This is a genomic window from Paenibacillus tyrphae (genome assembly GCF_027925525.1).
Lineage (GTDB): Bacteria > Bacillota > Bacilli > Paenibacillales > NBRC-103111 > Paenibacillus_G > Paenibacillus_G tyrfis_B.
Genome location: NZ_BSDJ01000005.1, coordinates 281,396 through 296,609, shown reverse-complemented (window position 1 = coordinate 296,609; position 15,214 = coordinate 281,396). Strand labels below are relative to the sequence as shown.

The following is a 15,214-nucleotide window of genomic DNA, read 5'->3' as shown; positions in this document are numbered from 1 at the left end:
TTTTTTTGAAAAGATGAGGAATTTTCCTCCGAAAAAAGGTTTACGGAAAGCATTTTCTCCTTATATAATGGAATTGATCTCCATACTGAAGTTCATTTAAGGAGCTTTTTTTCAAATCGAACCCGATGGCAGGTGACCTATGAACGCGCACGAGACGGACCGGCTCGAAACCGAAACCCGGGACCCGCAAGCTCCCGAGCTGGATTTAATGACAACGGCGGACTTGGTCCGCTATATGAATGAAGCCGACCGGTCAGTGCCCGGTCATGTCGGAGAAAGTCTGGCCGACATCGCCGCTGCGGTGGACGTTATTGTGGAAGCGATCCGCGATGGCGGCAGGCTGTTCTATGTCGGGGCAGGAACGAGCGGCAGGCTTGGGCTCCTTGATGCCTACGAATGTCCGCCGACCTTCGGCACCCCGCCCGACCTCGTGCAGGCTGTCATGGCCGGAGGAAGCGGCATGCTGCAGGCCGACGAAGCTGCCGAGGACCGCGCCGAAGGCGGCGCGGCGGATCTTGAAGCCCGCGGGCTCTCGCCGCGGGACGTCGTCGTCGGCATCGCCGCCAGCGGCCGGACGCCGTATGTCGCCGGCGCATTGCGCTACGCGCGCGAGGTCGGCGCCGCCACCGTTGCCGTGAGCTGCGTTCGCGGCTCGCTAATCGGCGCGCTGGCCGACACCGCTATCGAAGTGCCCGTCGGACCGGAGGTCGTCACCGGCTCCACCCGCTTGAAGGCGGGTACGGCGCAGAAGCTGGTGCTGAACATGCTCAGCACCGTAACGATGATTCGCCTCGGCAAGGTTTACGGCAACCTGATGGTTGATATGCAGCCGACGAACGGCAAGCTGCTGCGCCGGGCGGAGCGAATCGTCGAGATGGCGACCGGCGTCAAGCCGGAGATGGCGGCGCACACGCTGCGGCAGACGGGAGGCGATGTGAAGACCGCCATCGTTATGCTGCTCGGTCCGGCTACGGATGCCGGACGGGCAAGCCGCCTGCTGCGGCAGGCGGGCGGCAGCGTGCGGGAGGCGCTCCGGCTTGCGCGGGAGGAAGCGTGATTCGTGCGCGGAGCGGCGAGCGTTTTTACGAGGCTATAAAGTCTACCCCCTATCTCAAGCAAAGCGAGGAACCGCCGATGAAACCGATCACGGGCACGTGGTTCGATTTTTACCATTGCAATCCGTATGAAGGCGACACCTGGAATGCGGCGACCCAGCAGTTCACAGCTCACGACTGGGAACTGAAAATGACGGAAATGGCAGAAGCCGGCATGGATACCTTCGTCCTGCTCAGCGTAGCGCTGTACGGCAAAGCGTTCTATCCGTCGGAAGTGATGCCTTGGCGCTGGGATACCGTCTGCCAAGATCCGCTCGAAGCGGTGCTGGCTGCAGGAGATAAGCTGAACGTCTCGCTGTACCTCGGGCTCGGCTTCTTCACGACGCCGATTATGGGTCGGTTGTCGCTCGATGGCGATTATTCCCGCCTGCGCATCGATGTCGCGAAGGAGCTGGCGGAGAAATACGGCCACCATCCTTCCTTTGCCGGATGGTACTTCCCGGTGGAAGCGGCCATCCGCGAATATTTTCCGGACAACTATATCGCGTATGCGAACGATCTGGCCAATCGGTGCCGCAAGCACGGCCCGAGCAAGGTGCTGATCGCGCCATACGGCACCCGCACGGTAAAAGCCGACGAACGCTTCGTCGCGCAGCTTCGTTCGCTGGAGGTCGATTATATCGCCTATCAGGACGAGCTCGGCGTCAACCGGACCACCCATGAGGAAGCGAAGCGAACGTTCGCCTCCTTGCGGGAAGCGCATGACCGGGCGGGCAAGCCGCTTTGGGCGGACGTGGAGTTATTTCGTTTTCAAGGGAAGGTGCTCTACCCTCCCACCTTCGAACGGATTGAGCGTCAGCTGCGAACCGTATCGCCTTGGGTAGACAAAGTGCTCGGCTATCAATATCTGGGTATGATGAACAAGCCCGGCAGTCCGGTTCACGCGGGGCATGAATCGTCCGTCAAGCTGTACGAAGATTATATGGCGTTTCTGGACCGGAATGGTCTGCGTACGCCTGGTAAGGAGCGTTCGTCTCATGCGTAAGGTTGTTTTGGGTATTGATTTGGGCGGTACGAACATCAAAGCGGGAATTGTAGACGATAGCGGCGAGGTGCTGAAGCATACAGTTACCCCGACTCAAGCAGAGCAAGGACGCGATGCGCTGCTGGGCAGGCTGCACGCCATCATCGAAGATTTCCGGGCGCACGCCGCATCGGCCGGTCTGATGCCTGCGGGCATCGGCGTCGGCACAGCCGGCTACGTCGAGCCGCTGAGCGGCCGGGTTGCCTATGCGACGCCGAACCTGCCGGGCTGGACCGGCCTGCAGCTGCGCGAAGCCTTGGAGCAGGCTTCCTCTCTACCGGTCGCCGTCGCGAACGACGCGCACGCGATGGCCGTCGGCGAAGCCTGGCTCGGGGCCGGACGGCCGTACCGCGACTTCATCTGCGTCACGCTGGGTACCGGTGTCGGCGGATCGCGCATTATCGATGGACGGCCGGACTACGGCGGCAGCGGCTTTGCCGGGGGCTTCGGCCATATGGTTATCGCTTGGGGAGGCCAGCCCTGCAACTGCGGCTTGTCCGGCTGCTACGAGCAGTACGCTTCGGTAACGGCGCTGCTTCGGCTCGCAGCCGAAGCGGGACTTCGCAGCGAAGAGCTGCCGGACGGCGCCAAATCGATTTTTGACCTGGCGGCGGCAGGACATCTTGCCGCGCCGGCTGTCATCGAGCGATACGCCGAATATACGGCGGCCGGACTTATCAGCCTCGCGCATGTGCTGAATCCGCAGGCGATCGTGCTCGGCGGAGCCGTCACCGCCCAAGGCGACGCGCTGCTGGGACGGATCCGCCGGATCGTCCGTGAATGCGCCATGCCGGTATACCATGAAACGCCTATCGTTGCGGCCGAGCTCGGGAACGCCGCGGGCGTCGCCGGGGCCGCCAAGCTTGCATGGGACCGGCTGAGCGGCAGCGCCGGACCGGACGCGGACGTCTAAGGATGCTTGAACGAAGAAGACTGGGCCGGAGCCGTTGCACCGCTGCTTACGCTTGGATGGAGAACGGCAGCACTTTTGGCCCTACTCCGCCTCGTTGAAGAAGGGCCGCACGATTGACCTACTCCGCTTGGATGAATAAGGGAGCATTCCCTTCTCATCCTTTGGAGAAGCCGGAACCTCAGCTGTAGTTGACATGAGATGGCTCGACTGGTTGATGCGGTGCTTGCAGAAGCTGCATTTCTCAACCTTTCTAACCCCTCTGAATATTTAGAGGAACTGGCATGCGTTATTCCACCTAAATTGGCTTGTCTAATCGTAGTAGGGCACCTGTGATCACTTATTGCCGCCATCCTGAAGGAGTATAACTTTTTTCGACATGCTTAAAGCACCTGCGTTCCTCTATGCTCTCACAATCGTTCTAACGCTCCCAATAACGCACCGCTGTTCCTTTATTTTCGGCCTTTGACGGACCAACTTTTTGTTGGTCCGTTTCGTGTTGGTTTAGACGTGACGATGTCCAAGAAAATAGAAAAAGCGAGCCTCTCCAACTTGCACAGCGGTAGAGGCTCGCTCACTTTCGGATGGGAAACCGTGAGATTTTTGGCATAGTTTAACTTTTTCGCGTTAATTTTGACCGGTAACGTCTTCATGCCGTTTCAGCTCACAAGCTTCCGCCTCGTCCCTTCCTCAGAACTACATATCGCCGATCAAACGGATGATAATCTTCCTCGTTTTTTAGAAGCTTCTCAATCACCGAATAGGTCAAATTATCGATTTTTATAATTAATATCATTAATAATTCGCCTCATTAATCATGAGAAAGCGACCATGATCTTTCAAAATCGGGCACTATTGCTCGTTCTCTTGGCAAACAAAAGCTAAGAGGCCCGCAAGCCTTCATGCCAACTATGCTGCAGACCGATCTCCGTCAAAAGATCGAACCGCCGGATTCATCGCGGGCTGGAAATTATCAATCGCTCGTTAGATCGTCCCGCTCCAAACCTGATGGCCCCTATCGCTGCACCCGGTCGATAACCGGCTTGCAGCACAAGAGCCCGCTCCCCCACAAACGTACCTCGTCCCTCCTAACAAGCTTCCGCCCTATGCCCTTCCTTTACACCGGCCCCATAACAGGCCACGCCAGCTCCACGCCGCGCTGAACCAGCGCACTTTGAAAATCGGCGAGCCGGGCCGGATCGCGGCGCACTTGACGTGGGGAAACTCCCCGCAGCAAGCAGTATGCGGCCAGCGCGCCTGCGGCTTCGCCGATATTCCACTCCACCGGGTGCAGACGGTAGCAGCCGTTCGTCAAATGCGTGACGCCGATGTTTTTGCAGGCGGGCAGCAGATTATCCATCCGCACCGGAATCAGGCTGCCGAGCGGAATTTGAAACGGCAGGCTCGGGATATAGAAGCCTTCGCGGCCGCCTGTCGTCGGGTGCAGATCGATCCGGTAGCTGCCGATGCCGACGCTGTCGACAAACGGCTCCGCACCGTTCGCACCGCGCACCTTGGGGCTGATATGCTGCTCCTTGACCGTAAACTCCGCCCGGATGCGACGGGATTCGCGGATGTACGGCGCCTTAGCCAGTCCGTCCGCCGTCCCCGTCACATCGCCGCGAAGCCGCAGGCCCGGATACCCGTTCCCGCCGTCGGGCCGGGGCGCTTCGGTTTGCAGCCAGTACAGCAGGCTGAGACTCAACTGCTTAGCACCCTCCAAATGACGCTGCCGCACTTCCTCCGGCACCTCATAAACATTGCCGAGCCAGTAGTCGTTCTGCGGCCAATTGACGAGGGTCAAGTCGCTGTCGAACGTCCCCAAAGCAAACTGCGAGCGGTCGGCTATCCGCCGGTAATCCCATAACGAAAAAGCTTCGGCTTCGGGAAACAGCGAAAAGCGCTTCACCGCCTCGTTCGTTTTCAGCGGCGTCCAGCTAAACATCCGGTCTCGCTGAAACGGAGCCTGATAGCTGCGCCAGAACTCGTACGCCTTCGGCTTCTCGATCGTATGGACCTCCCCCTCGCGGTAATCGAGAGCGAAGCACCACGTCACCGATTGGATGTCGAGCGGCTCCGGCTTGCCTTCGAGCGCATGCGGCTCCCCGGTGTCCCTGCGGGATTCGGCCCCCGTCACATATTCCGTGCCGGTTAGCGGCAGCAGGTCGCCGCATTCCGTCGCATCGAGCACATAGCGCGCTTCGACGACAATGCGCTCGCCGGACAGTGTATGCTCCAGCGTGACGGAGCGGACCGTATCGCCGTCCGTATCCGCCGCTGTCGGACGAACGTTGAGCAGCAGCGTGATTCGTCCCGCATGGATATGCGGGGCGAGCATATCCTGCAGCACGGACAAGGCGACGCGCGGGTCGCAGGACAGGCGGCTGACGCTGGCCGTGCCCGGGTTGAACCGGTCGCTGCGCATCGCTTCCGCAGTCAGCGGATAGTTCGCTTTGTAATATCCGCGAACGCGGTTGCGGAACTCCCGGTACTTGCGGGTGCTGCCGAACTGTTCGATCCAGCGGTGCTCGTCCGCCGGAACGGCCTGACTCGTGAATTGTCCGCCGATCCAATCCGTCTCCTCCGTCAGCACGATCCGCATCCCGGCTTCGGCCGCGGCAAGCGCTGCGGCACAGCCTCCGATGCCGCCGCCGATCACGGCAATGTCACATCCGTACTGCCGGTTCATAGCCCAGACCTCCTCTGCGCTTCCCCACTTCCGGCCACGGCAGGCTTCGCATCCAAACGGCTGTTCACAGCCCCGGCGAAGTGCTGCGTGATGAGCTGCGGGCGGGTAATGGCCCCGCCGACGACCACGAACGTCGCCCCCGCTTCAATCGCCGCTTCCGCTTCTTCCGCGCTGAAGATACGCCCTTCCGCGGCAAGCGGAACGGTCAGCCGGGCGGACAACCGCCGGACCAGCTCCAGGTCCGGCTCCTTCGTCTGCGGGCTGTACGGCGTATAGCCGGACAATGTCGTGGACACGATGTCGAAGCCAAGCCGCTCGGCGGCGAGCCCTTCCTCTTCCGTGGATACGTCAGCCATCGCAAGCGCCCCCGCTTCGCAAATCCGCTCCAGCAGCGGAACGACCCGCTCCAGCCGGCTTTCCCGGTTCGTCACATCGAGTGCAACGATATCGGCTCCGGCTGCAAGCACTGCCTCCACGTCTTCCAGCTCGGGGGTAATATAAATCTCCGAGCCCGGAATATCCCGCTTAAGCAGCCCGATCACGGGCAATTGTACCGCGGCCTTAATGCTGCGGATATCGTCTACGCCATTCGTGCGGATCGCCACCGCTCCTCCGATAACCGCCGCCTTCGCCATGCGGGCCATAATCCCTTCGCCGTACAGCGGCTCCCCCGGAAGCGCCTGGCACGATACGATCAACCCGGGCGGCATAGGCAGCCGCTTTGGTCTGATAGATGTCATTGGTTTTCCCTCCCGATGCCCCAAGAATCGTCCAGCTTCATGGAGGCCAAAATACCGGCGAACGTCGCCGCTTTCCGGAATGTCGTGCTGACCGGAGCCCGCTCCGGATCGCGCTGCAAGCCTTTCGGCGCGAACACCGACCAGCCCTCTCGCGTTAGCCGGTCGTCCAGCTCCTTCAAACGGCCTTCGGCATAATCGCGGGCTTCGGGGAGATGAGCGTAACGGGTGAACGCCAAATCGATCTCCCACACATTGCTCCAATCCCTACACCACCACGGCGCTTCGTTGCCGTCGTTCGGCCCTTCCTTCATAGCAGCCAGCATCCGGCACACCGCCGCTTCCGCCGTCTCCTGCCACTGCCGCTGCAGTTCCTGCGGGAGTAGAGGCAGCGCTGTAGTCGCAAAGGCGACGATAATCCCCTGATAGCTGACGCTGTTGCCCATTGCCACGCTTCCGTCCCAGTGCTCGATGTAAGGCCACCAATCGGGCTCGTGCTTGCCGAACCGTTCGATCAAGTGGCGGAATACGCGGACGGTCTGCTCCAGCAGGCGGGCGTCCCCGTTCAGCTCGTACGCCCGGGCGAACGTATGCGCCGCGTACATATCCCCGTTCAGCACGTCATGATGCCGTGCATTCGGATTTTTATAGACAGCCCCGGGCTTCTCCTCCGCGACTTCCGTAAGCAAATAATGGGCCGAGCGGATCAGGCTTTCCTTCGCTTCCGCCGAACCGGCATGACGGTGCAGCAGATACAGGCTGTTCGCCACCGCACCGATCTCCGCAATGTCGACCGTTTCCGGGTCGCCGTGCTTGACGTAATAGGGCTGGCCGAACGCTCCGTCCGGCCGCTGCCGCAAGAGCACGTTCGCCGCCAAGCCCGAGGCGATGGCAAGCCCCTCTCCTCCATGCAAACGATAATCCAGGACGAAGAAGGCCGCGGCCTGGCCCGTCGTGCAGCAGCTCGCCAAAGCGCCAAGCTCGTCATCCCGGATGCCGAGGCTGCCGTCCGCTTGTTGTTCCAACAAATCCGTAAAATAGGTCGTTAAAGTTCGAACCAAGGATGAAACGATGGAATCCATGACTCACTCTCCCCTGACAGCATTCTCCATTACTATATCATAAATTGGAGGATTTCTCCTCTATTATTTTTGTTTTCTGGAGAAATTTCCCACGCCTTCCTTGACAGTCCGCATCCGGACAGACTACTCTTAATGTAACAATAGAGACAAAGTGAGAACAACTTTAGGCCAGTCGGGGGTGCAAGTCCATGTGGAGACCGTTCCCATGGTTTCGCAACACGTCTTTTAAAAGGAAACTGTTCGTTTACTCCCTCGTCATCAGCCTGCTGCCCGTCATATTGACCGGAACCGTCCTTGCGCGCATGTCCGCCGCAGCCATTCAAGACGAGGTCAACCAAAACCATCAGCTCGTTTTACAAGAAATGCAGCGCCAGGTCGATTCGTTCTGGGCCGGGCTTGATAAAGCTTCCATTCAGCTCACCAATCACCGGGCTTTGGAGCAAGCGGTGCAGCTCGGGCCTTCTGGCAAATATTTGGACGAAATGCAGGAGCTGGCCGATACGATTCAAAAGCAGCGGAGCATCTCCGAGTTTCAATATGACGTTTCCGTCATCTTTTTGAAATTCGGCAAAGTGTATTCCAGCAAGCATGGCTTCATCGAGCTTAATGAATTCGCTTACCGCAATATTATTGACCGGATTCCGCCTCATTTTCGCTCCGAGATCGTACCGCCCGACACCTATCCTGGACAGGACGAACTGCTCTATTTAAGGCCGGTACCGATTTTCTCCGACACACAGGGAAGCGGGATCCTGGTGCTTCACATCCAGAAGGACAAGCTGGCCGACTTTGCCGTGCATGTTCCCTTAGGAGGGAACCGCAAGCTGTACGTCTTTGACGAGAAGGGCGTCGTCCTGATCAGCAAGACGCCAGGGGAAATCGGCACCCGGCCTGCCCTGTTCGCCAGCGGGTTGACCCGGTACTACTCCGGCGAGCCGGGAGAGACGGACATCGGCGGAGAAACGTACCAGCTTGCCGTCCGACAGTCGGATTATACGCGGTGGACGCACGTGGCCATGACGCCTAAGAAGGAGCTGACTCGTCAAGCAGACCGGATTCAAGTGACGACCTTTGGGATTGTGCTGCTGCTCGCCGCTTTTTGGGTGTTGATTGCCCGCTTCGGCTCCACCCGGATGTATGGTCCCGTACAGCATCTGCTGCAGCGGCTTCTGCCCCCGTCTCGCGAGAATTCCCCTGCCGGGACCGGCAACGAGTGGCATGTGCTCGATGCCTACGTAACCGGGATGCTCCAAACGAACGAGCAGTTGCGCCGGCAGTTGAACGAGCAATCGCCATATCTAAAAGAAACGATCGTGCATCAGTTGCTGCGCGGTGAAATGAACAACAGCGAGGCGGAACGGGTCCGACAGACGTTCGGATTCCAGCTCCGGGGCAGCCGGTATGCGGTGTGCTTGATCGATATTGACGACTACGCCCGCTTTCAGCAGCAGTACCAAGACAAAGACCGGTCCCTCATGATGTTCGCCCTGCGCAAAATGATGGAGGAAGTGTTCGAGGAGTCGTTTTCCTGCGCATCCGGCATTACCATGCCAGGCCAAATGGCCCTGATCGTCGGACTCGAAAAAGGTGACACCGCATTGGAAACCCTGCTGCTTGCCGTACAGAAGCTCCTCGATACTTCCGCCAAATATTTTCAATTCACTGTCACGATCGCCTGCTCTCATCCCGTCCTGACGTATCGCGATATCAACGACGCCTACCGGGAGGCGCGGGATCTGCTCGGTTATAGGCTGCTGTACGGTCCTGGCAAGCTGCTGACGCCGCAGCAGGTCGTTCCGGCCGAAAACCAGCTTGCAAGTGATATAATCAAACGGGAGAAGCGGATCATTACCGCCGTTATGCAGGGAAAAGCGGACGAAGGCGCAGAGCTGCTGCAAGAATGGGTTCGGGACATGCCACAATTCGTCCGGCATTTCCATGCGGCGCTCGGCTTGTTCGCCCACTTGATCGGCGAGTTGGTTCTCTACATGCAGGAACTGGAGCTGGCCCCGCACGAGGTGTTCGGGGAAGATCCTTACAAGCGGCTGTACGAAATGACGACAATGAACGAAGTGGCGGAATGGCTGGCGGGCACGGTATTCCCCTCCATCGCCGAACGGCTGGAGCTGGCGCATACAGGCAAACAACAGCGCATGACCACCGAGGTCATCCGGTTTATTCATAACCACTTCGATACGGATTTGTCGCTTCAGCAATTGGCCGACGGGCTTCGCGTATCTCCTTCCCAGCTCAGCCGCATGTTCAAGGAAGAGACGGGAATGAACTTTATCGATTATCTCATCCGGTTCCGAATGGACAAGGCCAAAGAATGGCTGGCGCACACGGAAATGCCGATCAAAGATATTGCAGAGAGACTCAGCTACACCTCTGTTCAAAATTTTACCCGCGTGTTCAAGCAGCACGAACAGCTTCCGCCGGGCGAATACCGCAAGCGGTTTCGGGGCGATTGAAGCTCTTCCGTTTCCGCTGTTTTCCTTCAAACGCCGATGCTTCGGGCCCTTCCGAACCGGCGTTTTTTCATTATCCTCACCGTTACCCCATAGCGATAAACCCCGTCATGACGCGCTTCCGCGGCTTTTTCCTTTTTTGCGGATCTTTATCCTTTTTTGTCATACCCAGGAAAAATGGAACATTGCCGTGACTTGTCCCTTCCCGGATAATCGGGTCAACAACAACGATTCGCAACCGTCGGAATGTAAACGCCTCCGGTTCGTTGCGGCCCCAAGGAGGAATGTGCTTGAGCACCTTGTCCCCCCACCCCCACTCCTCACCCGCTATTCGTAAGACCGCTTCCACGAGCCGTCTCGGACGTTTGCGGGCCCGGCTATGGAAGGACCGGTACTTGCTGCTGCTCGGCTTGCCCGGCATCGCCTATTTCCTGATTTACCGCTATGTCCCCATGGCGGGGCTGTACATGGCCTTTATCGATTACAGCCCGTTTCAAGGGATTGCGGGCAGCGAGTGGGCGGGCTCGAAGCATTTTGCCCGGATCTTCGAAGATCCGGAAATTGTGCAGGTGTTGTGGAACACCTTGTCGATCTCGTTTCTGCAAATCGTATTCGCCTTCCCGGTTCCGATCGTACTGGCCCTGATGCTGAACGAGCTGCGCAACCAAACTTATAAGCGCATCGTCCAGTCAGTGATTTATCTCCCCCACTTCCTGTCATGGGTCGTCGTCATCGGAATCTGTACGATCTTTTTGAAAGGAAACGGCGTCGTCAACGATCTTCTCAAGCAAGGGTTCGGCCTTGCGCAGCCGGTTCCGTTCTTGACCGATCCGAGCTACTTTAAGCCGATCGTCATCCTTCAGGTGATCTGGAAAGAAGCAGGCTGGGGAACGATTCTGTTCCTTGCGGCGCTCGCCGGCGTCAGCCCGCAGCTCTACGAAGCGGCTACCATGGACGGCGCGGGACGGTTTCGCCAAATGTGGCATATCACGCTCCCGGCCATTCGCAATACGATCGTCATCCTGCTCATCCTGCGGCTTGGACATGTCATGGATGCCGGATACGAACAAATCTTCCTTCTGCTGAATCCGTTCAATATGGAAATCGGCAACATCCTTGATACATACGTGTTCTTCAAGGGAATCGGACAGTCGGACTACAGCTTCGCGACAGCGGTCGGGTTGTTCAAAGGAGCTGTTGGGCTCGTGCTCGTCCTGTCGGCCAACTATATAGCCAAAAAACTCGGCGACGACGGCGTATTCTAGACTGCGTCCGCTTCGGAAGGAGGATCCGTATGCATCATCGAACCCTGGGAGACCGGTTCATCGATATCGTCAACGTCCTGCTGCTCGGCCTCATCGCCTTGATGATGCTGACGCCGTTCTGGTACGTGCTGGCCGTCTCTTTCGCCTCGTACAAAGAGTTTTTGCAGCGTGACATCATCTGGTTTCCGAAGGAATGGGTGCTCAGCGCCTATGAATATATTTTCGCTTCGGAATCGTTCGTCCGTTCGGTCGGCGTGACCGTGCTTGTGACTATGATCGGTACGGCGGTTAACCTGGCGTTTACGTCCACCTTCGCTTATACGCTGGCCCGCCCGGTCATTGGCCAACGGATCATGCTGGTGCTTGTCCTCTTCACGCTGCTGTTCAGCGCAGGCATGATTCCGACATACCTGATCGTGAAGGAAACGCACCTTTTGAACTCGATCTGGGCGCTCATCCTGCCGATCGCCATCAATCCGTTCAACCTGATCGTCATGCGGCAGTTTTTCGTCGGCATCCCGAACGAGCTGCACGAAGCGGCGGTCATCGACGGCGCCAACGACCTGAAGGTGTTCCGGAACATCATACTGCCTTTATCCAAGCCCTCGCTGGCCGCCTTCGCCCTGTTCTATGCGGTGATGCACTGGAACAATTATTTCACAGGCATCCTGTACTTGAACGAACCGGAAAAATGGCCGATTCAAGTCATTTTGCGGCAAATGGTCGTCGTCGGAGAAGCGCAGGCGGCGCTTGGCAGCGGTCAGATTTTGCTCGAACACGCTCCGCCGGCGGATACGATCCAAATGGCAGCGATCATCGTCGCGACCGTTCCGATTCTCGTGGTGTATCCGTTCCTGCAAAAGCATTTTGCCAAGGGGGTGATGCTAGGGTCCGTTAAAGGCTGACTTGGGGCATCCCGTCAGACATACGAACTTGTATAAACAAAAATTTCAGAGTATGATCCAAACATGGGGAGGGGCTTGTAAATGATTTACAGAGGAAAAACATGGACGGCCGCCGCGCTCGTCGGAGCCATAACCTTAACGTCCGCCTGCAGCGGCAGCGACACAAAGACCGATCTACCAAACGCCGGAGGCGCCGGAGCCGCAACGGATAGCCAGAAAAAACAGACGATCACGATGATCGACTACCGTTACGGGGCGTTTCCTCCAACCGGAGGCAAGGGCCTGGAAATGATCAACGAGAAATTCAACGTCGATTTCAAGCCGCAATACGTGGTCCGCTCCGATTACGACCAGAAGCTGAGCGCCATCGTCGCTTCGGGCGAAATTCCCGACATCATCGTCATGGAAGGAGCGGATTCGAATTTCTATAAATGGGCAAAACAGGGAGCCTTTTTGCCGCTCGACGATCTGCTTGACAAGTATCCGACGATGAAGCAGATTCCTGATAAAGTCCGAAAAGCGGTAACGGTGAACGGCAAAATATACGCGGTCCAAAAATACTTAACCGAGAACTACCAGCTAACCCCGATCATCCGCAAAGATTGGCTGGACAAGCTGGGGCTGGAGGTTCCGAAAAACTACGACGAGCTGAAAAAAGTGGCGATCGCCTTCACCAAAAACGACCCTGACGGTAACGGCAAGAACGATACGTACGGACTGGCCATGTCCGCGAACATTAACCCGAGCTTCGGGATGAGCGCTTATTGGGATCTCGATGCCTGGTACCATAAAAACGCCGATGGACAAGTCATCCCGGGCATTATCTCCGAAGCGCGAAAAGAGCACATCGGCTGGCTGGCCGACCTGTACAAGGAAGGCGCGATTACAAAAGACTTTGCCCTGCTCAACTGGACGCAGACGAACAAGGAGTTCTATTCCGGCAAAGCGGGCATCTTCATCGGCACACCGCGCGGCATGAGCTCGACCTCTATGCAAGGCCTGGTTGACGTAAGCCCGAACGCCAAAATCGTGCCGGTCCCCCCGTTCCAAGCGCCGGACGGTTCGCAAGGGTTCACCTCCTCCCCCGGCTACTACGGCATCGTGATGCTGAATGCGAAGCTGGCGAAGGAGCCGGACAAAGTGAACAAAATTTTGGAGATGCTCGACTACGGCCGGAAATTTGTGCCGCTGGAGCAGCGCAACGCGGGCAATATCGACTTTGACTGGCTGAACGGCAAAGAAGGCCAAGGCTACAATATCGAGAATGGCAGCGTGCGCCGCGAGGCCGAGGAAAAAGGTCTCGCACCGATCAACTATTTGCCGGACAAAACGATGTGGGCCCCTAATGACACGTCCAACGGTTATTCGACGGAATATACCGTCCCGCTATTGCGCGAACTGGCGGCCAGCCTGGAGAAAATGCATGGCGAGACGAAACATCTCGTCAATCCGGTTAACTCGGTGGTCTCCGAGACGAAGGCCTCAAAGGATACTGAGCTGTCCAAGTTCCTGTACACGGAACAAACGAAAATGATTTTCGGCGAAAAGCCGCTGTCCGATTGGGATAAAATGGTCAAGGAATGGTCCGACAAAGGCGGCGCCCAGATCATCAAGGAAGTGAACGAGGGCCTCAAGGCGAATGGCTACTCCGGCCCGCAGTGGAAGTAATGCAAGTTTAGACACAAAGAGTCCCAGATCGTTGTCCGGGACTCTTTTTCCAATTTTCACTTTTCCATGGATGGAGAAGTCCTTGGCTCCTTGAAAAACCATTTCATCATCGGCGGCGTCACGAGGGTCGTCACCAAGACGACGACAATGAGGACGGCGAACATCTCTTTGCTCAGCAAACCGGCGTCCAGCCCCATGGCGGCGATGATCAGCGCGACTTCGCCCCGCGATACCATGGCTGCCCCGATCCCCAAGGAAGGTCTCCAGGCAAAGCCGGCGAATTTCGCTCCCAGCGCCGAGCCGACCAGTTTGGTGAGAATCGCCAGAACGCTTAGTACGACGATTAAGCCAAGATTGCCGGCAATTCCCGTGAACTCCGCCGTCACGCCGATGGAAGTAAAGAACACCGGAACGAAGATCGAATAGCCGATCGTTTCGACCTTTTCGAACACCTCATGCTTGTATTTCGTTACGCTGATCGCGACACCGGCGATATAAGCTCCGATGATCGCGGCAACCCCCGCATATTCGGCCAAATAGGCGTAAGCAAAGCAGATGATAAGAGCGGCGGATATGACCGCTTCGGTCACACGGAGAGGCGCGAACTTTTTCAATACCCATGGAACGACCTTCCATGCAACGAGAATCGCTCCAGCGAAAAAGACTACTTTTTTCAGGACAACGACTCCTAGATTCACGTCTCCCCCTGCAAAGCTCATCACAAACGCCAGTGCGATGATGACCAATACGTCATCGATGACCGCGGCCCCCAGAATCGTAGCCCCAGCCCGAGACTTTAGCTTTCCCATTTCCTTCAGCGCCTGCACCGAAATACTGACGCTGGTGGCCGACAGCAGCAATCCGAGGAACACGGCCTGGATCGCCGGCAGCCCCATCACTTGCCCAGCCAAAAAGCCTGCGGTCAGCGGCACGATAATTCCCGCAACCCCTACAAAAGCGGAAGGCTTCCCTGTATGCTTGAATTCCTCGACATCGGTTTCCAGTCCGGCAATGAACATCAGCAGAATGACGCCGATTTGGCTGATTTCCGTTAAAATATCGGTATTCGTGACGAGTCCGAGCACCGTCGGTCCCAAGACGATCCCGATCAGCAGCTTCCCGAGCACGGAAGGCTGTCCTAATTTAACGCTGAGGTCCCCCGCAATTTTGGAAGCAAGCAAAATGATAGCCAGTTGAAAAATAAGCATAATGACCGACCGCCCCTCTGTTGTTATCGTGCTTATCCTGTGGATATTCAGGCAAAAACATACAAAAAGAAGCCCATCGACCATAGCTGCTAAAATAAACATAGCAATGCTAAGGTGACAGGCTCCTCCGGGTATTTCCTATT

General features: G+C 57.4%; 11 protein-coding genes. 7 read left to right on the top strand and 4 right to left on the bottom strand.

All coding sequences use genetic code 11. From position 1 onward, the window contains the following. The first annotated feature begins 139 nt into the window (after window positions 1-139). From murQ to QMG93_RS08560, 3 genes are all read left to right on the top strand, one after another. Complete coding sequence (murQ, locus tag QMG93_RS08570; protein ID WP_281935400.1) at window positions 140-1,057, top strand: N-acetylmuramic acid 6-phosphate etherase; 918 nt, start codon at window positions 140-142, stop codon at window positions 1,055-1,057. 77 nt (window positions 1,058-1,134) lie between these two features. Continuing rightward, a complete protein-coding gene (locus tag QMG93_RS08565) occupies window positions 1,135-2,100 on the top strand; it encodes a DUF4434 domain-containing protein (RefSeq protein WP_281935398.1) in 966 nt (321 codons plus the stop codon). Further along, window positions 2,093-3,052, top strand: a complete 960-nt coding sequence (locus QMG93_RS08560) for an ROK family protein (protein ID WP_281935396.1) — start codon at window positions 2,093-2,095, stop codon at window positions 3,050-3,052. The genes QMG93_RS08565 and QMG93_RS08560 overlap by 8 nt, the downstream gene beginning before the upstream one ends. 1,114 nt (window positions 3,053-4,166) lie before the next feature. On the opposite strand, the gene QMG93_RS08555 is transcribed toward QMG93_RS08560, so the two are convergent. From QMG93_RS08555 to QMG93_RS08545, 3 genes are read right to left on the bottom strand one after another with little or no spacing between them, the layout of a single operon-like run. Continuing rightward, window positions 4,167-5,738: an FAD-dependent oxidoreductase gene (locus QMG93_RS08555; protein ID WP_281935394.1), complete on the bottom strand. Its 1,572-nt coding sequence runs from the start codon at window positions 5,736-5,738 to the stop codon at window positions 4,167-4,169. Beyond that, window positions 5,735-6,478 carry an N-acetylmannosamine-6-phosphate 2-epimerase gene (locus QMG93_RS08550; protein WP_281935392.1) on the bottom strand — a complete coding sequence of 248 codons (744 nt, stop codon included), beginning with the start codon at window positions 6,476-6,478 and terminating at the stop codon, window positions 5,735-5,737. Before QMG93_RS08550 ends, QMG93_RS08555 begins: the two co-directional genes overlap by 4 nt. Then, entirely contained in the window at window positions 6,475-7,557 is a 1,083-nt protein-coding gene (locus QMG93_RS08545) for a hypothetical protein (protein ID WP_281935389.1), read from the bottom strand. Before QMG93_RS08545 ends, QMG93_RS08550 begins: the two co-directional genes overlap by 4 nt. A gap of 188 nt (window positions 7,558-7,745) precedes the next feature. Between QMG93_RS08545 and QMG93_RS08540 the strand changes: the two genes are divergently transcribed. From QMG93_RS08540 to QMG93_RS08525, 4 genes are all read left to right on the top strand, one after another. Next, complete coding sequence (locus tag QMG93_RS08540; RefSeq protein WP_281935387.1) at window positions 7,746-10,028, top strand: helix-turn-helix domain-containing protein; 2,283 nt, start codon at window positions 7,746-7,748, stop codon at window positions 10,026-10,028. Window positions 10,029-10,309: 281 nt separating this feature from the next. After that, window positions 10,310-11,290, top strand: coding sequence for an ABC transporter permease (locus tag QMG93_RS08535; RefSeq protein WP_413789275.1), 981 nt, complete (start codon window positions 10,310-10,312; stop codon window positions 11,288-11,290). A 29-nt stretch (window positions 11,291-11,319) separates the two neighbouring features. Continuing rightward, window positions 11,320-12,195, top strand: a complete 876-nt coding sequence (locus tag QMG93_RS08530; protein ID WP_281935386.1) for a carbohydrate ABC transporter permease — start codon at window positions 11,320-11,322, stop codon at window positions 12,193-12,195. A gap of 81 nt (window positions 12,196-12,276) precedes the next feature. Next, window positions 12,277-13,863: an extracellular solute-binding protein gene (locus tag QMG93_RS08525; protein WP_281935384.1), complete on the top strand. Its 1,587-nt coding sequence runs from the start codon at window positions 12,277-12,279 to the stop codon at window positions 13,861-13,863. A gap of 56 nt (window positions 13,864-13,919) precedes the next feature. On the opposite strand, the gene QMG93_RS08520 is transcribed toward QMG93_RS08525, so the two are convergent. After that, the gene (locus QMG93_RS08520) at window positions 13,920-15,071 is read right to left on the bottom strand and encodes a cation:proton antiporter (protein ID WP_281935382.1); all 1,152 of its coding nucleotides are present in this window, start codon (window positions 15,069-15,071) and stop codon (window positions 13,920-13,922) included. Window positions 15,072-15,214: the final 143 nt, after the last annotated feature.